The 21,132-nt window shown below is 71.9% G+C and carries 18 protein-coding genes and 2 tRNA genes; 10 read left to right on the top strand and 10 right to left on the bottom strand.

The window, feature by feature from the left end:
* Nucleotides 1-3: 3 nt before the first annotated feature.
* On the bottom strand, nt 4-408 hold the full coding sequence (locus FHY05_RS20385; RefSeq protein ID WP_183946266.1) for a hypothetical protein: 405 nt from the start codon (nt 406-408) through the stop codon (nt 4-6).
* Nucleotides 409-596: 188 nt separating this feature from the next.
* Between FHY05_RS20385 and FHY05_RS20380 the strand changes: the two genes are divergently transcribed.
* From FHY05_RS20380 to FHY05_RS20370, 3 genes are all read left to right on the top strand, one after another.
* Nucleotides 597-2,468 (top strand): methyl-accepting chemotaxis protein, encoded by a 1,872-nt coding sequence (locus tag FHY05_RS20380; protein WP_183946265.1) that lies wholly within the window; start codon nt 597-599, stop codon nt 2,466-2,468.
* A gap of 215 nt (nt 2,469-2,683) precedes the next feature.
* Entirely contained in the window at nt 2,684-3,652 is a 969-nt protein-coding gene (locus FHY05_RS20375) for an SDR family oxidoreductase (protein WP_183946264.1), read from the top strand.
* A complete protein-coding gene (locus FHY05_RS20370; protein WP_183946263.1) occupies nt 3,649-4,479 on the top strand; it encodes an aldo/keto reductase in 831 nt (276 codons plus the stop codon). The genes FHY05_RS20375 and FHY05_RS20370 overlap by 4 nt, the downstream gene beginning before the upstream one ends.
* 19 nt (nt 4,480-4,498) lie before the next feature.
* Here the strand turns inward: FHY05_RS20370 and FHY05_RS20365 are convergent, their stop codons facing one another.
* From FHY05_RS20365 to FHY05_RS20355, 3 genes are all read right to left on the bottom strand, one after another.
* Nucleotides 4,499-5,491: a glycoside hydrolase family 43 protein gene (locus FHY05_RS20365; protein ID WP_183946262.1), complete on the bottom strand. Its 993-nt coding sequence runs from the start codon at nt 5,489-5,491 to the stop codon at nt 4,499-4,501.
* A gap of 67 nt (nt 5,492-5,558) precedes the next feature.
* Complete coding sequence (locus tag FHY05_RS20360; protein WP_260181739.1) at nt 5,559-6,851, bottom strand: ATP-binding protein; 1,293 nt, start codon at nt 6,849-6,851, stop codon at nt 5,559-5,561.
* Nucleotides 6,848-7,507, bottom strand: coding sequence for a response regulator transcription factor (locus FHY05_RS20355; RefSeq protein WP_183946261.1), 660 nt, complete (start codon nt 7,505-7,507; stop codon nt 6,848-6,850). The genes FHY05_RS20360 and FHY05_RS20355 overlap by 4 nt, the downstream gene beginning before the upstream one ends.
* 108 nt (nt 7,508-7,615) lie before the next feature.
* On the opposite strand from FHY05_RS20355, the gene FHY05_RS20350 reads away from it, so the two are divergent.
* Complete coding sequence (locus FHY05_RS20350) at nt 7,616-8,227, top strand: hypothetical protein (RefSeq protein WP_183946260.1); 612 nt, start codon at nt 7,616-7,618, stop codon at nt 8,225-8,227.
* A 159-nt stretch (nt 8,228-8,386) separates the two neighbouring features.
* Here FHY05_RS20350 and FHY05_RS20345 read toward each other — a convergent pair.
* Nucleotides 8,387-8,461 (bottom strand) — tRNA-Gln (locus FHY05_RS20345).
* A 36-nt stretch (nt 8,462-8,497) separates the two neighbouring features.
* Nucleotides 8,498-9,583, bottom strand: coding sequence for a branched-chain amino acid aminotransferase (locus FHY05_RS20340; RefSeq protein ID WP_183946281.1), 1,086 nt, complete (start codon nt 9,581-9,583; stop codon nt 8,498-8,500).
* A gap of 99 nt (nt 9,584-9,682) precedes the next feature.
* Between FHY05_RS20340 and FHY05_RS20335 the strand changes: the two genes are divergently transcribed.
* On the top strand, nt 9,683-10,171 hold the full coding sequence (locus FHY05_RS20335; protein ID WP_260181738.1) for a MarR family winged helix-turn-helix transcriptional regulator: 489 nt from the start codon (nt 9,683-9,685) through the stop codon (nt 10,169-10,171).
* A 192-nt stretch (nt 10,172-10,363) separates the two neighbouring features.
* Here the strand turns inward: FHY05_RS20335 and FHY05_RS20330 are convergent, their stop codons facing one another.
* Complete coding sequence (locus FHY05_RS20330) at nt 10,364-11,878, bottom strand: S10 family peptidase (protein WP_260181737.1); 1,515 nt, start codon at nt 11,876-11,878, stop codon at nt 10,364-10,366.
* Between the two features lie 391 nt (nt 11,879-12,269).
* Between FHY05_RS20330 and FHY05_RS20325 the strand changes: the two genes are divergently transcribed.
* The 4 genes from FHY05_RS20325 to FHY05_RS20310 all read left to right on the top strand — a co-directional run bounded on the left by FHY05_RS20325 (nt 12,270) and on the right by FHY05_RS20310 (nt 17,790).
* On the top strand, nt 12,270-14,936 hold the full coding sequence (locus FHY05_RS20325) for a sensor histidine kinase KdpD (protein ID WP_183946258.1): 2,667 nt from the start codon (nt 12,270-12,272) through the stop codon (nt 14,934-14,936).
* Nucleotides 14,936-15,619, top strand: a complete 684-nt coding sequence (locus FHY05_RS20320) for a response regulator transcription factor (protein ID WP_183946257.1) — start codon at nt 14,936-14,938, stop codon at nt 15,617-15,619. The genes FHY05_RS20325 and FHY05_RS20320 overlap by 1 nt, the downstream gene beginning before the upstream one ends.
* Before the next feature lie 139 nt (nt 15,620-15,758).
* Nucleotides 15,759-16,751, top strand: a complete 993-nt coding sequence (locus FHY05_RS20315) for a ferritin-like domain-containing protein (protein WP_183946256.1) — start codon at nt 15,759-15,761, stop codon at nt 16,749-16,751.
* Between the two features lie 10 nt (nt 16,752-16,761).
* Nucleotides 16,762-17,790, top strand: coding sequence for a ferritin-like domain-containing protein (locus tag FHY05_RS20310; RefSeq protein ID WP_183946255.1), 1,029 nt, complete (start codon nt 16,762-16,764; stop codon nt 17,788-17,790).
* Between the two features lie 59 nt (nt 17,791-17,849).
* On the opposite strand, the gene FHY05_RS20305 is transcribed toward FHY05_RS20310, so the two are convergent.
* Nucleotides 17,850-18,053, bottom strand: coding sequence for a hypothetical protein (locus FHY05_RS20305; RefSeq protein WP_183946254.1), 204 nt, complete (start codon nt 18,051-18,053; stop codon nt 17,850-17,852).
* 191 nt (nt 18,054-18,244) lie between these two features.
* Between FHY05_RS20305 and FHY05_RS20300 the strand changes: the two genes are divergently transcribed.
* On the top strand, nt 18,245-19,027 hold the full coding sequence (locus FHY05_RS20300; RefSeq protein WP_183946253.1) for a DUF1080 domain-containing protein: 783 nt from the start codon (nt 18,245-18,247) through the stop codon (nt 19,025-19,027).
* Between the two features lie 260 nt (nt 19,028-19,287).
* Here FHY05_RS20300 and FHY05_RS20295 read toward each other — a convergent pair whose 3' ends face one another.
* Together FHY05_RS20295 and FHY05_RS20290 are read right to left on the bottom strand one after the other, a co-directional pair.
* Complete coding sequence (locus FHY05_RS20295) at nt 19,288-20,961, bottom strand: GH39 family glycosyl hydrolase (protein ID WP_260181736.1); 1,674 nt, start codon at nt 20,959-20,961, stop codon at nt 19,288-19,290.
* 88 nt (nt 20,962-21,049) lie between these two features.
* Nucleotides 21,050-21,126, bottom strand: a tRNA-Arg gene (locus FHY05_RS20290).
* Nucleotides 21,127-21,132: the final 6 nt, after the last annotated feature.

The raw sequence follows: 21,132 nt of genomic DNA, 5'->3' as shown, positions 1-21,132 counted from the left end.
GGATCAGCCGCGCGCGGGCGGCGCGTGCGCCGGTGGACGAAGGCGCTCGGTCGCGAGCAGCCCGAGCGCCCGGCCGAGCGGCGTCGCTGCCCGCGCGACGGCGTCGGCGGGAGGCGTCAGCGGCGCCGCGTCGCCGGCGGCGAGCGTCGGTGACCCCAGGCCGGCGAAGGCGCAGGGCGGCTCGGCATGGCGGTGCGATCGACCGTGATCGGCGCGGTCGTGCGCCGCGTGATGCCCCGACACGGCCGGGCCCGCGCCCCATTCGGGACAGGCGACCAGCGTCACCGCGCGCGCCGAGGTGTCGGGCATGAAGCCGGCGGGCACGACCAGCCGCAGCGCGAGCGCGAGCAGCAGCAACCACGCCAGTGCCGTCGGTCGGCGCGCGATCAGGTACCGCAGCCGCGCCAACGCCGTTCAGCCCCGCGCCGCGGGCGCGCCGGCGGCGCGGCGGGCCGTGTCGTGCAAGAAGGCGCGCGTCATCATCGGCTAACCATGTTGGGGCCTAGTCGTAAACACCCGGTTTAGACAGCGATCCATGATAAGAGGTTGGAAACGTATCGGCCCTATTATCGCCTCACCATCGTGAGGTCCGTTCCATGAAGAACATGAAGATCAGCGCCAAGCTGCTTACCGCTTTCGGCATCCTCGCCGCCGCTTTGATCGTGATGGCGGTGATGTCGATCAGCGCTCAGAGCAAGTTGAACGATGCTGCCGAGACGCTCGGGCGTAGCCGGCGTGAGAAACTCGTCGCCATCGCCACGGTGAACACCGCCACGTCCGACTATCGTGTCGCCGAGGCGACCAGCATCCTGTCGACCGAGCCGATCAAGATCGCCGAGGCCGAGAAGGAGGCGAGCGAGCAGGACGCGCTGATCAACGACAAGATCGCGTACCTCGACAAGAACCTGACCAATCCCAAGGCGATCGAGACCTTCCGCACCTTCCGCCAGCATTGGGCCACGTACATGGCGCAGTCGCGCGTCACGATGCAGCTCTCGCACGACAACCACAACGCGGAGGCCCTCGCCGCCTATCGCAGCAGCAAGCCGGTCTTCGATCGCGGCAACGACGATGCGGCCGAGATGCAACGCGTCCAGGTCAAGCTGATGGAGACGGAGATGGACGCGGCGAGCGCGCTGTATCTCCGCTCGCGCAACGTCACGATCGGGCTCAGCCTCGCCGCGCTCGCGCTGACCGTCGTCCTTCTCCTCTCGCTGATCCGCGGCATCGCGACGCCGCTGACCGCGATGACCGCGACCATGCGGCGTCTCGGCGCGGGCGATCTCACCGCCGAGGTCGCGGTGGATCCGCGCCGCGACGAGGTGGGTGAGCTCGCCGGCTCGATGGTGGCGTTCCGCGACCAGCTCGTCGCCGCCGAGCGCGCCAAGCAGGAGCAGACGCGGCTGATCGTCGACAGCGTCGGCAGCGGGCTCGACTCGCTCGCGCGCGGGGACCTCACCGCCCGGATCGAGGCCGAGCTGACCGGTTCGTTCGCCAAGCTGAAGGACGACTTCAACAACGCGATGCAGTCGGTCGCGGGCACGCTCACCGCGGTCAACGCCAGCGCCGAGGGGATCACCAACGGCGCCAGCGACATCAGGCAGGCGTCGGACGACCTGTCGCGCCGCACCGAGCAGCAGGCCGCCAGCCTCGAGGAAACTGCGGCCGCGATGCACGAGATCACCACCACGGTACGTGACACCGCCGCCAACGCCACCAAGGTCAACGGCGTCGTGATCGACACGCGCCGCGACGCCGAACAGTCGGGTGACGTCGTCCGCCGCGCGGTCGAAGCGATGAACGGGATCGAGCGCTCGTCCAACGAGATCAGCGAGATCATCGCGGTGATCGACGGTATCGCGTTCCAGACCAACCTGCTCGCGCTCAACGCGGGCGTCGAGGCGGCGCGCGCGGGGGACGCCGGCAAGGGCTTCGCGGTGGTCGCCTCCGAGGTGCGTGCGCTGGCGCAGCGCTCGGCCGACGCCGCGAAGGACGTGAAGAGCAAGATCACCGCCTCGACCGAGCAGGTCGACGCCGGCGTCACGCTGGTGGCGCAGGCGGGCGAGGCGCTCAGCCGCATCACCGGGCGGATCGGCGAGATCAGCGCGCTCGTGTCCGACATCGCCTCGGCGGCCGAGCAGCAGGCGACCGGACTCCAGCAGGTCAACACCGCCGTCAGCGAGATGGACGGCGTGACCCAGCAGAACGCGGCCATGGTGGAAGAAGCCACCGCCGCCGCGCGCAGCCTGGCCGAGGAGACCGAGAACATGGCACGGCAGGTCAGCCGCTTCCGTCTGGGCGATCGGCCGGCGCACGCCGTCGCCGTGCGGCAGGAGGCGGTCGCCTCACCGGTGCACCAGCTCCAGGCCCGCGCTGCGAACGTGGGCGCACGCATCGCCGCCGGCGCGCGCGCCAATCGCGGCAGCGCCGCGGTCGCGGTGGCGCAGGACGATTGGTCGGAGTTCTAAGGCCCCCTCAGCTACCATCGCGTCGCCCTGATTCTGTCTCAGGATCCGTCATACCGCACACCCGGCCACGTGGCGTCGCCGGACCAGTGGATCCTGAGACGAAATCAGGACGATGCCGATGAGGCCGGGGCACCTTCATCCCGTCCGGATCCTGTTCATCACTGGAACACCCCCCGCCCCCGTTCGTCCACCCGCGGAGCAACGGGAGACAGCAGATGGGCAAGGGCGCGCCCTTACGGGTCGTCATCACCGGGGCGTCGAGCGGGATCGGCGCCGCTACCGCGATCGCCTTCGCTCGCGGCGGCGCGCAACTGCTGCTCGCGGCGCGCGGCAAGGAAGGTCTCGCCGACATCGCCGCGCGCTGCCGCGACGCCGGCGGCCGGGCCGAGGCGCGCGTGGTCGACGTCACCGACGCGGCCGCGGTGCAGGCGCTGGCCACGGAAGCACGCGCCCTGCTCGGCGCGATCGACCTGTGGTTCAGCTGCGTCGGCGTCGGCGTCGTCGGCCGCTACCACGAGGTGCCGCTGGCCGACCATGCGCGCGTGATCCAGGCCAACCTGCAGTCGCACATGAACGAGGCGCACGCGGTGGTGCCGATCTTCCTCGCGCAGGACCGCGGCACCTGGGTCAACATGATCTCGGTCGGCGGCTTCGTCGCGACGCCCTATGCCGCCGCTTATGCCGCGAGCAAGTTCGGGCTGCGCGGCTTCAGCGAGGCGCTGCGCGGCGAGCTGTCGCGTCACCCGAACGTGCACGTCTGCGACGTGTACCCCACCTTCGTCGACACGCCAGGGATCGACCACGCCGGCAACTATTCGGGTGCTCGGCTGACGCTGCCGCCCGGCGCGCTCGCGCCCGAGACGGTGGCGCGAGCGGTGGTGCGGCTCGCGCGACATCCGCGCGACACGACCGTCGTCGGCGCGCCCGCGCTGCTGCTCAAGCTCGGTCAGTTCGCCGCACCCAACCTGATGGCGGCAGTGATGAACGGCTTCATGGACAGCTGGTCGGCGCGCGCACCGCGCGGCGAGGACACGTCCGGCGCGATCCACGAACCGCCGGCGGGAGCGAGCGGCCCCGATGGTCGACGCCGCGACCCGCACCGTGGCCGCAAGGCCGCCGCCGCCGGCACGGTGGCGCTCGCCGCGCTGGCGGGCGTGGCGCTGTGGCGTCGGCGCGCCACGTGAGGACGGTACGGCTGCGCGACGGCGCCGCCGTCCCCGCGCTGGGCCAGGGCAGCTGGATGATGGGCGAGCGCGCCGACCGTCGCGCCGACGAGGTCGCGGCACTGCGCCTCGGGCTCGATCTCGGCATGACGCTGATCGACACCGCCGAGATGTACGCCGACGGTGAGTCCGAGCGGGTCGTCGGCGCGGCCATCGACGGCCGCCGCGACGAGGTGTTCCTGGTCAGCAAGGCCTATCCGCAGAACGCCGCGCGCACCCGGCTGGCCCGCGCCTGCGAGGCGAGCCTAGAGCGGCTCGGCACCGACCGGATCGACCTGTACCTGCTCCACTGGCGCGGCAGCGTGCCGCTCGGCGAGACGGTCGAGGCGATGGCGGCGCTGGTCGCGGCGGGCAAGATCCTGCGCTGGGGCGTCAGCAATCTCGACCGCGACGACATGGCGGAACTCGTCGCCGCTGGCGGGAGCGACTGCGCCACCGATCAGATCCTCTACAATCTGACGCGCCGCGGCCCCGAGCATGACCTCCTGCCGTGGCTGGCCGCGCGCGACATGCCCGTGATGGCGTACAGCCCGGTCGAGCAAGGCCGCCTGCTCGGCCATCCCGCCCTCGTGGCCGTGGCGGCGGCGCGGGGGGCGACCGCGGCGCAGGTGGCGCTGGCGTGGCTGCTGGCGCGCGACGGTGCGATCGCCATCCCCAAGGCGGCGCGCGCGGAGCACGTCCGCGACAATCGCGCGGCGGCCGATCTGACCTTGACGCCCGAGGAGCTGACCGAGCTCGACCGGACCTTCCCGCGACCGAGAACACCCGTGCCGCTCGAGATGCTGTGAGCGGGCCGCGGGCGCTCCTTCACTTCGGTGCCGGCGCGGTCACCCCCGCCTCGGTCTGCACCACCGGGCGCATCGTCCCGTCCGGGTTGTAGTGCAGATACTCCACCGTGACCGCGCGCCGCCCGATCGCGCCGTTGAGGTCACCGATCGCGAGGGTCGCGTTGTGGAGGAAGAGGTACCAGCGCTTCTTGAACTCGACGATGCCCGGATGAATCGTGAAACTGTACTTGCCCGATCCGGTCAGCTCGCCGCGATAGGTCCAGGGCCCGCGGATCGTCGGCGCGGTCGAGTAGGACACCTTCTCGTCACGGTGCTTGCTGCGGTCGAGCGAGGCGTAGGTGAGATAATAGAGGTCGCCGCGCTTGTGCAGCCACGGCCCTTCCTCGAAGTGCGGCGGCGTGATCTCGGTGATCGGTCCGTCGAGCTCGATCATGTTGGGCTTGAGCTTGGCGATATAGCATTGCCGATTGCCCCAGGCGATCCAGGTGGCGCCGTCGTCGTCGGTGAGCACGGTCGGGTCGATATCCTCCCAACTGTGCGTGCCCTTGGGCGTCATCTCGTTGGTGATCAGCGCCGATCCCCTGGCGTCGACGAACGGACCGGTGGGCTTGTCCGACACCGCCACCGCGATCGCCTTGCCAGGATGGGTCGAGTCATGCTCGACCGCGGCGTAGAACCAGTATCTGCCGTTCTTGCGGATCGCCTGCGAGGCCCAGGCGTCCTGCTTGGCCCACTTGAAGTCCTTGACGTTCATGATCGGGCCGTGCGCGGTCCAGTGACGCATGTCAGTGGTGGAATAGACCAGCCACTCCTTCATGTTGAACATCTCGTCGCGCTGCGCCTCGTCGTGCCCGACGTAGAGGTACAGTCGGTCGCCGACGACCAGCGGCGCGGGATCGGCGGTGAACCGGTCGCGGAAGATCGGGTTGGCGCCCGGCACCGGCGCGCTCGCCGCCACCGTGCTGCTCGCCAGCAGCGCCAGCGCGCCCAGGCCGATCCCTCGCCGTCCCATCCCAGCGTCCCCGTTTACCTCGTTCGCACAGCAGCTTAGCTCGCGAATACGGGGCGGCAAGCCGGGTTTACGCCGACGGCAGCGTCAGCCGCACCGCCAACCCGCCGCCGCTCGCCTCCTCCAGCGCGAGCGCGCCGCCATAGAGCGCGACCAGCTCGGACGCGATCGCCAGCCCGAAGCCATGGCCGTCGCCGCGCTCGTCGAGCCGGGTGCCCGGACGCGCGACGCGGTCGCGCTCGGCCGCGGGAACACCCGGCCCGTCGTCGCTCACCTCCACCGTGACCCAGCGCCCCTCGCGCGCGGCGCTCAGCCCGACCCGCGCCGCAGCGTGGCGCGCGGCATTGTCGAGCAGGTTGCCGAGCAGTTCGTCGAGGTCCTGCGGGTCGACCGCGACCGCGAGGTCGGCGGGCACGTCGAGCGTGATCCGCGCATCGCGGTGCAGCGCGCTCACCGCGGCCACGAGCCCCTCCGTCGCCGGGCGCATTGCGGTCGCGGCGCGGCGGTCGATCGCGGCGGCGCGCGCGCGTGCCAGATGGTGGCGGATAGTGCGATCGATCCTCTCGACCTGCGCCAACGGCTCGGGCCGGTCGCGCAGGTCGAGCGCCAGCGCCGCGACGGGGGTCTTGAGTGCGTGCGCGAGATTGGCGGCGGCGCCGCGCGCGACGGCGAGCGTAGCCGCATTGTCGGCGGCGAGCGCGTTGAGCTCGGCGGCGAGCGGTCGCAGCTCCGCGGGTTGATCCTCCTCGACTCGCTCGCGTGCGCCGCCGCGGATCGCCGCGACCTGGTCGCGCAGCCGGCGCAGCGGCGCGAGCCCGACGCGCAGCTGCACCAGCAGCGCCGCGGTGAGCACCGCCGCCACCGCCGCGAGCGCGCCGAGCAGCGGCCACAGCGCCCCCTCGATCGGACGCCGCACGACGGACCGCGGGGCGGCCGCGCTCAGCGTCACGTCGCCGCGGCTGCTAGCGATCACCAGCTCGCGCGCGTGCACCGCCTCCGCGCCCTCGCGCGGACGCGGTCCCGGCGGCGCGACCGGCCCGGCGGCGGGCGGTGGGTCGAGCGGCGGGAAGTCGGCCGACCCGAGCGTGCCGTCCGGGCCGGCGACCCGCCAGCGCCACTCGGGACCGGCGTCGAGCGCGCCGCGCACCCGCGTGAGCCGCGCGCGATCGACGTGCCCGTCGGCGTCGATCGCACTGGCGAGCAGCGTGAGCTCGGCGTCGAGCCGCTGGTCGAGGCCCTCCACCACGAAGCGCCCGAGCAGCCCCGCCATCGCCGCGCCGGCGAGCGCGAGCGCGAGCGCGGTGGCGATCGCTGACACGATCAGCATGCGCGCCTGGATCGAGCGCGGCACGCGCGCGCTCATGCGCCCACCAGCCGGTAGCCGCGCCCGCGCACCGTCTCGATGAGCGCGGCGCCGATCTTCTTTCGCAGGCGGCCGACGATCACCTCGAGGCTGTTCGAGTCGGTGTCGGCGTCGCCCTCATAGACCTTGTCGAGCAGGTCGAGCCGCTCGATCACCGCGCCCTTGCGCAGCATCAGCTGCGAGAGCACGCGCCATTCCAGCGCGGTGAGCTTGAGCGGCAGCCCGTCGAGCTCGAACGTGCCGGTCGGGGCGTCGAACGAGAGCGGGCCGGCGCGCAGCAGCGGCTGGGCGTGGCCCGCGGCGCGGCGCACCAGCGCGCGCAGCCGCATCACCAGCTCCTCGACGCGGAACGGCTTGACCAGATAGTCGTCGGCTCCGGCTTTGAACCCAGCCACCTTGTCGGACCAGCCGTCGCGCGCGGTGAGCACCAGCACGGGCAGATCGCGCCCCGCCGCGCGCCACGCGTGCAGCACCGCGACGCCGTCCATGCCGGGCAGTCCGAGGTCGAGCACCGCGGCGTCGTAGGGCTCGGTCTCGCCGAGATGCGCGGCGTCGATCCCGTCGGCGACGAGGTCGACCGCGCAGCGCTCCTCGCGCAGCGCGCGCGCGATGCGGGGACCCAGGTCACGATCATCCTCGACGAGCAGGATACGCATGCGACGCCGCTATACACCGCGACTAAACCGAAACTGAACCGACCGGTTCAGCGCCGGTGGCAGCGGGCCGCGGTAGAGAGGGCGCATCGCAAGCAGAGGAGCTGATCGATGACCCTTCTACCCCATGTCACCGCCCCACGCCGCGTCGCCCTGGCCGGCGCGGCGCTGCTGGCACTCGGCGCGGCGGGCGGCGCCGGCGCGGTGGCGCTCACCCGTCCCGCGGTCGAGATGGCGCCGACCGTGCCGACCGCGGTCGCCAAGCTGGCGCAGTCGAGCGGCACCGTCACGGTGCGCGGCCGCGTCGCCGCGGTGTACGGCGACCGCTTCGTCGTCGAGGACTCGAGCGGGCGCGCGCTGGTCGACGCCGGCCGCGACTCGGCGCCGCGCGCGGGCGCGCCGGTGCTGGTCCAGGGCCGCTACGACGAGGGGCAGCTGCGCGCGCGCTTCCTGGTCGACGGCGCCGGCGCACGTGAGGTCGGCCCGCCGCCGCCGCCGCGCGGGCCGGGCGCGCCGCCGGCGCCGGGTGCCGGGGCGCCGCCGCCTCCGGGTGCTGGCGCGCCCCCGCCGCCGCCCCCGGGCGCAGGCGCACCGCCGCCTCCGCAACCGGGTGCCGGCGCACCTCCGCCGCTCTCCTCTGGCACAGGTGCTCCGCCGCCTCCGCCCGCCGGGAGCGCCGCGCTGCCGCAGCCGCCGGCCGCCGCCGCAGCGACAGCGCGCTGAGCGGACCGGCACGAACGCGAGGCCTCGGAGCGATCCGGGGCCTCGCTGTTGGCCAGAGAGCGACGACGCTGATGCTGTTGTCCGGCTGCGGCCAGCGCGCGATCTGCCGGCCCATGCGAGCCACGGCCTGCCATGGCCCGGACGCGGTGACGCGCTGCGTGGCTGGGGCGGCAGGATTCGAACCTGCGAATGCCGGTACCAAAAACCGGTGCCTTACCGCTTGGCGACGCCCCAACAGGCCCGCGCGCTTAGCCGCGCGCGGGGCAAGACTCAACCGATACGTCGCAGCCAGCCGTGCGGGTCGGGCGCGCGCCCGCGTTGCACCGCGCTCAGCCGGTCGAGGAAGCGCGCCGTCAGCTGCCCCGTGGCGCCGCTGCCGATGGTGAACTCATAGTCCGGCCCGGCGGCGCGGCCGATCGGGGTCACCACCGCGGCGGTGCCGCAGGCGAAGCTCTCCACCAGCCGCCCGCTCGCCGCGCCGGCACGCCACTGTTCGATCGAATAGGGCTCCTCGCGCACCACCAGCCCCTCGTCGCGCGCGAGCTGGAGGATCGAGTCGCGCGTGATGCCGGGCAGGATCGTGCCCGTCAGCGGCGGCGTCTGCAGCGAGCCGTCCTCGAACACGAAGAAGATGTTCATGCCGCCGAGCTCCTCGATCCAGCGCCGCTCGGCGGCGTCGAGGAACACCACCTGATCGAAGCCGCGGCGGATCGCCTCCTGCTGCGCGACGAGGCTGGTGGCGTAATTGCCGCCGCACTTGGCGGCGCCGGTGCCGCCCGGCGCGGCGCGCGTGTAGTCGTGGCTGACCCACAGCGACACCGCGCGGGCGCCGCCCTTCCAATAGGCGCCGACCGACGAGGCCAGCACCATGTAGAGATACTCGGCCGACGGCTTGACGCCGAGGAACGCCTCCGACGCGATCATGAAGGGGCGCAGGTACAGCGAGCCGCCCTCCACCGACGGCATCCACTCGCGCTCGGTCTGCACCAGCCGCTCGCATGATTCGAGGAACAGCTCCTCGGGCAGCTCGGGCATCGCCATGCGCCGCGCGGAGGCGTTGAAGCGGCGCGCGTTGGCCTCGGGGCGGAACAGCGCCAGCCCGCCGTCCTCGAGCCGATAGGCTTTGAGGCCCTCGAAGATCTCCTGCGCGTAGTGGAGCACCGACGAGGCGGGATCCATCGTCAGCGCCACCCGCTCGCCGATGCGGCCGTCGTGCCAGCCGCGCCCCTCCGAATAATGCAGGATCGCCATGTGATCGGTGAAGACGCGACCGAAGCCCGGGTCGACCAGACGCGCGGCACGCTCGTTGGCTGGAACGGGCGACGGATGCGGCTCGAACGCGAAATTCACGGAAATCAGCTCCCAACGGCCAGAGTCGGCGGTAGGCGGCGCATGCGACGAGACACCGCATTGCCGGGTTGCGGTGGCCTAGGGCCGATGGCAAAGCCGGTCAACATGGCTGCCTCAACCCAATCCGCCTCGCCGCTCTTCCTCCGCGAGACCGAGATCCGCCGCGGGATCGAGCTGCTCTATTTCGGCAACAGCCACATCACGCGGTCGATCGATCGCGGGCTCGCCAAACAGGGTCTCGGGCGCGCGCACCACCGCGCGTTGTACTTCATCGCGCGCAAGCCCGACATGCCGGTGAGCGAGCTGCTGGCGCTGCTGGCGATCACCAAACAGTCGCTCGGCCGCGTGCTCAACGAGCTGATCGAGCGCAACATGGTCGAGACCCGCCCGGGTGAGCGGGACCGCCGCCAGCGACTGCTGCGGCTCACCCCCGAGGGCACCGCGCTGGAGAGCGAGTTGTACGACTCGCTGCGCGAGAAGCTCTCGGCAGCCTATTCGCGCGCCGGCCAGGGCGCGGTGACGGGGTTCTGGGCGGTGCTCGAGGGGCTGATCCCGCCCGAGGAGATGGGCCGGGTCGAGGCGCTGCGCGGCTGACGCGGGCGCGAAGGCGCCGCGACGAGAGCTCCTCCTGCGCCCGTCGTCCCGGACGCGATCCGGGATCCACCCCTCGGCGAGAGCGACGGCGTCAGTAGATGCGGCACGGTGGATCCCGGACCAGGTCCGGGAAGACGGAAGCGGGTGAGGACCGCTGCAAGTCGCACCGGTCACCTGCGCCGGAGAAGCCGCTCACCCGGCCCCGTACAGCCGCAGCGCATCCGCCTTGAACGACGCGCCGCTGTCGTTGCGCGAGTAGAACATGTGCCCGCCCGGGTAGACGCGCAGCTGCACGCGCTCGGCCGCGCCGAAGGCGGGCATCTGGTCGACGATCAGCCGCGACGCGAAGAACGGGCAGGACAGGTCATCCCAGCCGTGCACGATCATCACCTTCATCTTGGGATCGTTGGCGATCGCCTTGCGCAGGTCTGTCACCGGGGTGTCCGCCGGCTTGCCCCGGTCCCACGCCTCGTTCACCTTGTATGACAGCGCGTTGTAGCGCGCGTCGGTCTTCCAGCCGACCTCGCGCGTGACGAAGTCGACCATCGCGCTGGTCGTCGGCGCGATCAGCGCGTCGAGGATCGGGTCGTTCGACTTCTGCTGCGCCGACCAGGGGAAGGGATCGAAGGCGGTGACGTTGGAGTCATAGACGCTGCCGATCGTCCCCTCGCCGCGGTGGACCTCGCGCAGATAGGTGCGGCTGTCGATTCGCCCACCGAGCTTCTGCACCAGCGCCGCGTCGAGCCCGGTGAGTTGGGTGACGCGGCCGACGATCCGCCCGGTCGCCTCCGGGTCGGAGCGGCCGCGCAGCAGGTCGCGCGCGAAATCGCCGCGGGTATAGGCTTCCACCTCGGCCATGGCGGAGGGGGTCAGCTTGCCCTGCCGCTCGAGGTTGGCCGCCGCCATCGAGGGCAGGTCGATCATCCACGGCAGCGGCGACAGCGCGGTGGCGTCGTCGCCCGAGGCGGGATCGAGATAGGGCGAGACCATGATGAGCCCGTTGACCCCGACGCCGATCTGCGACTGCAGCTCATAGGCGATGCGCGGCGCGCGATAGCCGCCGTAGCTCTCGCCCATCACGTATTTGGGCGAGCGCAGCCGCTCCTCCTTGACCAGCCAGTCGTAGACGACCTTGGACAGGTACCGGATGTCGGGATCGTTCGCGTAGAAGGCCTTCTTGGTCGCGTCGGCGTCGACCAGGCTGCGGCTGAAGCCCGTGCCGATCGGGTCGATGAACACCAGGTCGGTGAAGTCGAGCCAGCTGTTGGGATTGTCGCGTGCGACCGGCGCGTCCGACGGGGAGTCGCCCTGCGCGCCGAACTGGACCCGCTTGGGTCCGACCGCGCCCATGTTGAGGTAGACCGACGCCGCGCCCGGGCCGCCGTTGAAGGCGAAGGTGACCGGGCGGGTGGCGTCGCGGCCGGGCACCACATAGGCGGTGTAGACGACCTGGCCGATCTCCTTGCCGCTGTCGTCGCGCACCGCGATCGTGCCGACCGTCGCCTTGTAGCTGATCGCGCGGCCGCCGATCCGCGCGCTCTGGGTGATCGTCTTGTCGGCCGGGAGCGGGGGCAGCTTGACCGCGTCCTCTTCCTTCTTGCTCTCGACCTTGGTGACGGTCTTGTCGGTCTTCTCGGCCTGGGCATGGGTGAGGCCGCTGGTACCGAAGAGCAGCGTGGCGAGCAGCAGGCGGAACGGTCTGGCCAAAGTGTACGATCCCTGTGTGGCCGCGGTCGCGCCGCGGTTCTAGTCGCTGGTGGTGTAATCCCCCGCGCGCGACTGGCAAGCCGCGCGCCGGCACGAGGTGGCGCGTCGCGGCGCCGGCGGCAAGGCCGCTTCCTCCACTATATGCCGCCGCTATGCGTTCGGCCCCTTTCGCCCTGGCAATACTATGCGGGGTCGGACAGATCGTGCCCGTGCGCAGGCCTCCGAAGCAACCGCGTCGCGCGGCAAGGTCTCCCCTGCCCTCCGTCCGTCGCGCCGCGTCGATCCGGCTCCCGCTCGCGCGCATTCTGGTCTATCCCGACGCGATGAACGAGGTCGCGCCGTCGTCATCCCTCCCGATGTGCGGGCCCGGCGCGCTCACGGGACGCGGCTGATGGCGTCGGACAGCGACCGCCCCGATCCGGACGCGCTGCTGCGCGCCGCCGCGCAGGAGGGACGCGGCCGGCTCAAGATCTTCCTCGGTGCCGCGCCCGGCGTCGGCAAGACCTATGAGATGCTGTCGGAAGGCGCGGCGCGACGGCGGGACGGCGTCGACGTGGTCCTCGCGGTCGTGGAGACGCACGGACGCGTCGAGACCGAGGCGCTGGTGCGCGGCCAGGAAGTGGTGCCGCGCCGCGCCGTCGCCTACGAGGGTCGCACGCTGCACGAGATGGACCTGGACGCGGTACTCGCGCGCGCGCCGCGCCTCGCGCTGGTCGACGAGCTGGCGCACAGCAACGCGCCCGGCAGCCGTCATCCCAAGCGCTACCAGGACGTGGAGGAGCTGCTCGCCGCCGGCATCGACGTGTACAGCACCGTCAACATCCAGCATCTCGAGAGCCTCAACGACGTCGTCGCGAGCTTCACCCGCGTGCGGGTGCGCGAGACCGTGCCCGACCGCGTGCTCGAGTCCGCCGAGATCGAGGTGGTCGACATCCCGCCCGACGAGCTGATCGAGCGGCTCAAGGCGGGCAAGGTCTATCTGCCCCAGGAGGCGACGCGCGCGCTGTCGCACTTCTTCTCCAAGTCCAACCTGTCGGCGCTGCGCGAGCTGGCGCTGCGGCGCGCCGCGCAGGCGGTCGACGCGCAGATGCTCGACGACGTGCGCGCGCTCGGGCTCGGCGGCACCTGGGCGGGCGGCGAGCGGATCGTCGTCGCGATCAACGAGCTGCCCGGCGCGGACGGGCTGGTGCGCGCCGCCAAGCGAGTGGCCGACGGACTGCGCGGGCCATGGACCGCGCTCTTCATCGAGACGCCGCGCGCCGCCGGCTTCACCCCGGCGCAGCACCAGCGGCTCGCCGCGACGATGACGCTCGCGACGCAGCTGGGCGCCGCGGTGGCGACGGTGCCCGCGCCCGACGTGGTCGACGGCATCCAGCGCTTCCTCGCCGACGCGCGCGCCACCCAGCTGGTGATGGGCAAGTCGCAGCGCTCGCGCTGGTTCGAGCTGCGCCACGGCTCGGTGGTCGACCGGCTGATCCGCGACACGCCCGGGGTCACCGTCCACGTCCTTCCCGTGCCCGCCGCCGCCGGGCGAGAGCCGCGGGCGCGCGCCGCACCGACCCCGGGAACCACCGCGGGCTATGCCAGCGCGGCGGCGATGGTCGCGGGCGTCACCGCGCCAGGCAGCGCCCTGGTGCATGTCATCGATTTCGGCAACATCGCGCTGCTCTACCTCCTGCCGGTGATGGCGGCCGCCAGCCTCTTCGGCCTGCGCTGCGGCCTGTTCGCCGGCGTGGCCTCGACGCTGGCCTATAACTTCTTCTTCCTGCCGCCGGTCGGCACGCTGAGCATCAGCAACCCCGAGAACGTGATCTCGGCGATCGTGCTGCTCGGCGTCGCGGTGGCGACCAGCCATCTCGCCGCGCGGGTGCGCGCGCAGGCCGATCTCGCCGCGGCGAGCGCGCGCACCAACGCGACTCTGGCCGGCTTCCTGCGCGAGATCAGCGGCGTGACCGACCGCGACCGCGCCGCGCAGATGATCTGCGAGGACGTGCGGCGGCTGCTCGACGTCCAGGTGGTGCTGCTCACCCGCTCGCCCACCGCTGGCCTCGACATCCTCGCGGCGAGCGATCCCGGCTACCGGCTGGAGACGATGGACAGCGCCGCGGCCGGCTGGGCGTTCGACACCGGCGCGACCGCGGGCAAGGGCTCGGGCACGCTGGCGGCGTCGGAGTGGCTGTTCGTGCCGCTGAAAGCGGGCGAGCGCGTGCTGGCGGTGCTGGGCGTCGCGCGCTCGGCCGGGGGCGACCCGGTCCGCGCCGACCAGCTGCCGCTGCTCGCCAGCCTGGTCGATCAGGCCGCGCTGGTGCTCGAGCGGCTGCGGCTCGCGACCGAGATGCGCGACGTCGAGGAGGTGCGCACGCGCGACCGGCTGCGCGCGGCGCTGCTCTCCTCGGTCAGCCACGACCTGCGCACCCCGCTCACCGCGGTGATGGCCGCCGCGGCGCAGCTCCACCACGGCGCCACGCCCGAGCTGATCGGCACGATCGAGAGCGAGGCCGAGCGGCTCAACCGCTTCGTCGCCAACCTGCTCGACATGGCGCGGGTCGAGGCGGGCGCGCTGCGGCTGCGGGTCGACGCGGTCGACCTCAGCGACGCGGTGACGGGCGCGGCGCACGACGCGCGCCGCGCGCTGGAGGGGCATGGCATCCGGCTCGACGTGCCGCCCGACCTGCCGCTGGTGCGCGCCGACCCGCAGTTGCTGCACCACTGCCTGCTCAACCTGCTCGACAACGCCGGCCGCTACGGCGACCCGGGCAGCACGGTGGTGATCGAGGGGCGACACCGGTTCGGCGAGCTGCGCCTCGCCGTGCTCGACGAAGGGCCCGGGCTGCCGGCCGGACGCGAGGACGAGGTGTTCGAGACCTTCCGCCGGCTCGAGGGCTCCGACCGCGCCGCCGGGGGCACCGGCCTCGGCCTGGCGATCGTGAAGGCGTTCGCCGAGGCGATGGGGATGACCGTCACCGCCGCCAACCGCGAGGACGCGCGCGGCGCCGTCTTCGCTCTGGTCTTCCCGCCCGCATCGATCGTGCGCCAGCCGACCGGCGAGGCGGCGTGATGGCGCGCGTGCTGGTGATCGACGACGAGCCGGCGATCCGACGGCTGTTGCGCAACACGCTGACCCGCGCGGGTTATGACGTGGTCGAGGCGGGCACGGCGCGCGACGCCCTGCAGCAGCGCGCGATCGCGCATCCCGACGCGGTGCTGCTCGACCTCGGCCTGCCCGACCGCGACGGGCTGAGTCTGATCCCGCTGCTGCGCGACCGCGGCGACGCCGTGGTGCTCGTCGTCTCGGCGCGCGACGCGGTCGAGGAGAAGGTCAGCGCGCTCGATCTCGGCGCGGACGACTACGTCACCAAGCCGTTCGACAGCGAGGAGCTGCTCGCCCGCCTCCGCGTCGCGCTGCGCCACCGCGTTGCCGGAGCCGCGACACCGCGCCAGGTGCGCCGCGGCGACCTCGCCATCGATCTCGACCGGCGTGAGGTACGGCGCGGCGGCGCCGAGGTGCATCTCACCCGCAAGGAATATGACGTGCTCGCGGAGCTGGCGCGTCATCTCGGCAAGGTCGTCACGCACCGGCGCGTGCTCGCCGCCGCCTGGGGCGGCGACGAGGACGCGCGCATCGAGTATCTTCGCATCGTCGTCCGCAACCTGCGGCAGAAGCTGGAAGCGCCGGCCGAGGTGGGCAGCGTCATCGCCAACGAGCTCGGCGTGGGCTATCGCCTGCGCGGTGACGGCTGAGCGCCTATTCTTGAGCGTTATCAAGAACTTTCATTTATCTGACCGGGCATCCTTTTCTAACCTGCTTCGTATCTGAGGGCGGCGGTCGGAACGACGGGCGCCCGGCGCCTCGCTGATCATCGGGGCAGGAGAGAGATCTATGCCCGGGAGTGAGCATCTCATCGATGCCCTGGATGCGCGCGTCGAGCGTCGTCACCAGCGGCGCGACTTCTTCAAGACCGCGATCGCCGGAGTCGCGATGGGCACCGCCGGGCTCGCGTTCGCCGGCCGCGCCGAGGCACAGACCGTGCCGAGTGACACTGACATCCTGAACTTCGCGCTCAATCTCGAGTATCTCGAGGCGCAGTTCTACAGCTACGCCTACAGCGGCCAAGGCCTGCCCGCAGCGCAACTGACCGGCACGCAGACCCAGGGCCCGGTGACCGGTGCGCGCAAGGCCAACCTGACCGACCGCGCCGTGATCCAATATGCGCGCGAGATCGCGGCCGACGAGGTGGCACACGTCGCCTCGTTGCGCCAGGCGTTGACCTCGGCGGCGGTGGCCCAGCCCGCGATCGACCTGTCGGCGGCGGTGTTCACCGCGGCGGCGGTCGCCGCCGGGGTCGATCTCAGCGCCAGCGGCGGCGTCTTCGACCCTTATGCCAACGACGACAACTTCCTGATCGCCGCCTATATCTTCGAGGACGTCGGCGTCACCGCCTACAAGGGCGGCTCGCCGCTGCTCAGCAATCCCGACGTCATCGACGCCGCCGCCGGCATCCTCGCCGCCGAAGCGTTCCACGCCGGCATCATCCGCGGCGCGCTCTATCGCCGCGGCGTCGACGTGCCCGCGGTGTGGACCATCACCGAGCAGATCTCGGGCGCGCGCGACCTGCTCGACGGCACCGCCGTCTCGGCCGGTCCGCCGCAGCGGGTCGCCGACGACGACCAGGGCGTCACGCCGGTGACGAACCAGTTCGGCCTCGCGGCCAACATCGTGCCGACCGACCAGAACGGGATCGTGTTCAGCCGCACCGCCGAGCAGGTCCACAACATCGCCTATCTCACCCGGCAGGCCGCCACGGCGGGCGGCTTCTTCCCCAACGGCACCAACAACCCCAACGCGGCGCTGCGGCGCTCCGGCGCGAACTGAGGAGGCGGCGATGAGCGACCAGACCGAGTTTCTCGACCTCATGGAGCGCGCCGAGCATCAGCGCCGCGCGCGCCGCAACTTCATCCGGCTGTGCGGCGGCGCGGCGGCGATGACGGGCGGCCTCGCGCTGCTGTCCGGCTGCAACGACGACGACGATGGCGAGCCCGCGCCGACCGTCTCACCGACGCCGACCCCCGCGGTGAGCGACGCCGACGTGCTCAACTTCGCGCTGCAGCTCGAGTATCTCGAGGGCAATTATTACTCTTACGCCGTCTCGGGCCAGGGGATCGCGGCGAGCCTGCAGACCGGCGCCGGCGCGCAGGGCGCGGTGGTGACCGGCAGCGGCGACGGCGCCGCGCGTGCGGTGAACTTCACTGACCCCGTGGTGCAGCAATATGCGCGCGAGATCGCGTTCGACGAGCTCGGCCACATCGGCTTCCTGCGCACGAACCTCGGCAGCGCCGCCGTGGCGCAGCCGGCGATCAACCTGTCGGGCAGCGCGAGCGTGACGATCGCGGGCGCGACCGCGGTGGGTGCCTTCACCGCCGCCGCGCGCGCCGCCGGCGTGATCGGCGCGACCGATATCTTCGACCCTTTCCTCAACGACGAGAACTTCCTGATCGGCTCGTACCTGCTCACCGATGTCGGCGTGACCGCCTATCGCGGGGCGGCCAGGCTGATCAGCAACAAGACCTTCCTCGAGGCGTCGGCCGGGATCCTCGCCACCGAATGCTATCACGACGGCGTGATCCGCTCGGAGCTGTGGCGGCGCGGCCTGACGGTGCCGAGCATCTACACCCGCATCACGCAGATCTCGAACACGCGCGACGGGCTCGACGGCTCCACCGAGAACGACCAGGACATCGGTGACGCCACCACCGCCAACCTCGTGCCGACCACCGACGGCGGGCTGGTGCTCGGGCGCACCGCCGCGCAGGTGCTGAACGTGGTCTACCAGAACAAGGCGGCGGTGTCGTCCGGCGGCTTCTTCCCCGCCGGGCTGAACGGCACGATCAAGACCAGCCAGGCGAACGGCTGACCGACGCCGCACCGCATCCCGCGCGAGCGCGGATGCGGTGTTCGGCGTCGCCGGCTCGGTCAGGCGGGCCAGAGCCCGCTCGGCCAGGGTTCGAGATCGTAGCGCTCCTCGATCGACCAGGCCTCGTCGGAGAGGCGCTCGCCGCGCATCCAGTGGCGATCCTGCTCGTCCCCGGGCGGGAGCTCGCGCGCGAGCGCTTTCTCGCGCTCCTCCTCGGCGTGGAGGGCCCTCACCTGCTGCTCGGCTGCTTCGCGACTCGTCATCGTGACACTCCTCGGCGGCGATAGAACGAACCGAGGCCGACTTCCGCCGCGCGGAATCGCCCTGATCCCGGTCAGTCGGCGCGCGCGGCCGGTGCGGCGACGGGGAGGCTAGGAGGTTGCGCGCGGACGCGTTACCAACGGCACGGATGCGAACCGCATTGTGATCGGGAGTATCGAAGAGGATGCGTGCTATGAAGGGTATCGTGCTGGGCACCGGGCTGTTGCTCGTCTCGTCCGCGGTGATGGCGCAGGGCCCGCAGGGTGATCCCAAGGCGACCGAGCAATGGTCGCCCGCGGTGCCCGTGGTGACGCCGGGCGCGTTCGCCGCGTGGGCGCCGCCGGCCGACGCGATCGTGCTGTTCGACGGCAAGAACCTCGATCGCTGGACCGCGGTGAAGACCGGCGGCGCCGCCGGCTGGACCGTCGCCGGCGGCGCGGTGACGGTGAAGAAGGGCACCGGCAACATCCAGACCAGACAGTCCTTCGGCAGCTACCAGCTGCATCTCGAATATCGCATCCCCGCGGGCATCACCGGCGAGGGTCAGGCCCGCGGCAACAGCGGCCTCTTCCTCGCCTCCACCGGCCCGGGCGACGACGGCTATGAGCTGCAGATCATGGACAGCTATAACAACCCGACCTATGTCAACGGCCAGCTCGGCGCGGTCTACAAGCAGACCCCGCCGCTCGCCAATCCGGCACGCCGCCCGGGCGAGTGGCAGACGATCGACGTGACCTGGGACGCACCGCGCTTCGGCGCCGACGGTGCGGTCACGCGGCCCGGGTTCGTCACCGCTTACTACAACGGTGTGCTGATGCAGGACCATACCGAGGTGCGCGGCGGCACGGTCTATATCGGCAAGCCCAGCTACAAGCCGCATGGCAAGGCGCCGATCAAGCTGCAGGACCACGGCGATCCCAGCCAGCCGATCAGCTTCCGCAACATCTGGGTGCGCGAGCTGCCCGACCGGGACTGAGGTCGCGCTCCCGCGCCGCCAGCAGCGCGGCGCGGCCGCACCGCGGCGCTCGCGCCCGCCCCGGGCTCGTCCCCGGGGCCCACCTGTCGGCCGATCTCACACGGTGCCGGTCAGCGGGTGCGGATCCCCGGACGGACTCCGGGATGACTCCGGTCACGGCGATCAGGCTAGCACTGTGTCGAACGAGCGCGACCTTGGTCGCCCCGGGCTCCCGCGCGCGCAGGAGCGCGCCGGACGAGGTGCCGGGATCGTCCTCCGGCCTAGCGCTCTTCATCGCCCGCTCGAACCGGCGTCAGCACCAGCAGCGCCACGCCCTGGCGCGGCAGCGTGAAGGCGATCTCGCCCGAGCCCCGCCGCACCGCCACTCGCGCCACCGGCGCGATCGGGTCGAGCGCCGCCGCCTTCAGCAGCGCGGCGCGCTGCGTATCGGTCGGGGCGATCGGTGAGCCCATCTTCTTCCATGCCGCGAAGCTGTTGGCGTGGCTCTCGTCGACGCGGTACTGCGTCATCGTCGCACCGCGGGCATAAGCGCGCGGCAGGCCGCGCCACCGCAGACGCACCGCCGCCGCGGGTCCGGCGACGTCGTCGTCGTGATAGTGCCACACCATCACCGCCAGGCGGTCGCCGTCGCGAGTGGCCACGCTGCCGACGTCGGCGTCGCCCCGCACGCCCCCGTTCAGCGCCGCGTCCAATGCCACCTGATGGTCCGAGCGGGCGCTCACGTAGCGCCCGCTCATCTGGGCGAAGAGCTTGAAGGTGTTCATGACCGGCAGGTCGATCCCGCCCGACGTGAGCTGGCGGAACCCCGCGAACGGCGCCTGGTCCTCGAACTCGAACGCCCAGGTCAGCACCCCCTCCAGCGTCAGCCCGCGGCGCTGCGCCAGCGCGCGCAGCCGCGGGAAGGAGGCGGCGGTGTAGCTCGCGTACATCGTGCCATTGCGATAGGCGTTCGCCGGCCCCTGGCACGCCGCGCAGCCCTCCGGGTCCGACTCGCCGATCACGATCGGCGTGGCGCGGAATACCGGATCGGCCGCGATGGCGGCGAACTCATGGTCGGCGGCCTTCAGATGCGTATCGAGCCCCATGCGGACGTGGCTGCCGCCCGCCGCCTCCACCACCTTCGGCTGGCCCTTGGCGTGGAACGAGAGGAAGTCCGTCGGCGTCCCCGCGGCGCGCGCGTGCGCCATGAAGGCGGTCAGGAAATCGTCGCCCGCGCCGGCGCTGTCCGGCCCGCCGACGCGCGCTTCGGGCAAAGCGCGCCGCACCCCGCGCACCGCGGCGTCGTGCAGGCGGAAGAACTCCTCGCGCGTGCCGCCCCAGTAATATTGCGGCAGGTTGGCCTCGTTCCACGTCTCGAAATACCAGCTCGCCACCTCGGCGCGGCCGTAGCGCTCGACGCAGTGACGCACCCATTGGTGCACCAGCTCCTCCCAGCGCGCATAGTCGCGCGGCGGATAGGCCCAGCCGGTGCGCAGCTCGCCGCTGCCCGGGCGCCAGTCGTGCTGATAGGGCTGTGGCCTCGTGGAGAGCGCCTCGGGCATGAAGCCGAGCTCGACATAGGGCTTCACCCCACGCGCGCGATACGTGTCGAAGATCCGGTCGACGATCGTCCAGTCGTAGATCGGGCGGCCCTGCGCGTCCTCGCGGTAGACGCCGGTGGAGCCCCATTTGAGCGCGGGCGTGCCGTCGCCCGAGGTGAGCAGGTTGTGTGCGCGGAAGTAGACGCGATCGGGCGCGAGCGCGCCGAGCGTCGTCAGCGTGGTGCGGCCGTCCTTCATCGTCGCGTAATTGGGCTCATCGGCGCCGAAGAAGCGCCACTCCTTCGCCACCGGCCCCTCGTCGCGGGAAGCGTCGACGTCGATCGTCACCGCGAAGGGCGGGTCGTCCGCCGCCGCCCCGGCGGGCGCGGCCCCGGCCACCGCCGCGATGGCCAAGCCCTGTCTCCACACCCGCATCGCTTTCCCTCGCTTTCTCAAGGATGATGCGAGCGGACGCGCGGTCGTGCAAGCGCGCCGGGTGCGATGGTGCCCCCGGCGAGATTCGAACTCACGACCTGCGGTTTAGGAAACCGTCGCTCTATCCTGCTGAGCTACGGGGGCGCCGCT

Origin of the sequence: Sphingomonas sp. BK580 (genome assembly GCF_014194975.1) — a bacterium.
Taxonomy (GTDB): domain Bacteria; phylum Pseudomonadota; class Alphaproteobacteria; order Sphingomonadales; family Sphingomonadaceae; genus Sphingomonas.
The sequence above is the reverse complement of the archived record's forward strand: the minus strand, read 5'-3'. Positions and strand labels throughout refer to the sequence as shown.

Coding starts and splice junctions, on each gene's coding strand:
- FHY05_RS20380 (WP_183946265.1), top strand. CDS start 597: ATGAAGAACATGAAGATCAGCGCCAAGCTGCTTACCGCTTTCGGCATC.
- FHY05_RS20375 (WP_183946264.1), top strand. CDS start 2,684: ATGGGCAAGGGCGCGCCCTTACGGGTCGTCATCACCGGGGCGTCGAGC.
- FHY05_RS20365 (WP_183946262.1), bottom strand. CDS start 5,491: ATGGGACGGCGAGGGATCGGCCTGGGCGCGCTGGCGCTGCTGGCGAGC.
- FHY05_RS20360 (WP_260181739.1), bottom strand. CDS start 6,851: ATGAGCGCGCGCGTGCCGCGCTCGATCCAGGCGCGCATGCTGATCGTG.
- FHY05_RS20355 (WP_183946261.1), bottom strand. CDS start 7,507: ATGCGTATCCTGCTCGTCGAGGATGATCGTGACCTGGGTCCCCGCATC.
- FHY05_RS20350 (WP_183946260.1), top strand. CDS start 7,616: ATGACCCTTCTACCCCATGTCACCGCCCCACGCCGCGTCGCCCTGGCC.
- FHY05_RS20335 (WP_260181738.1), top strand. CDS start 9,683: ATGGCTGCCTCAACCCAATCCGCCTCGCCGCTCTTCCTCCGCGAGACC.
- FHY05_RS20325 (WP_183946258.1), top strand. CDS start 12,270: ATGGCGTCGGACAGCGACCGCCCCGATCCGGACGCGCTGCTGCGCGCC.
- FHY05_RS20320 (WP_183946257.1), top strand. CDS start 14,936: ATGGCGCGCGTGCTGGTGATCGACGACGAGCCGGCGATCCGACGGCTG.
- FHY05_RS20315 (WP_183946256.1), top strand. CDS start 15,759: ATGCCCGGGAGTGAGCATCTCATCGATGCCCTGGATGCGCGCGTCGAG.
- FHY05_RS20310 (WP_183946255.1), top strand. CDS start 16,762: ATGAGCGACCAGACCGAGTTTCTCGACCTCATGGAGCGCGCCGAGCAT.
- FHY05_RS20305 (WP_183946254.1), bottom strand. CDS start 18,053: ATGACGAGTCGCGAAGCAGCCGAGCAGCAGGTGAGGGCCCTCCACGCC.
- FHY05_RS20300 (WP_183946253.1), top strand. CDS start 18,245: ATGAAGGGTATCGTGCTGGGCACCGGGCTGTTGCTCGTCTCGTCCGCG.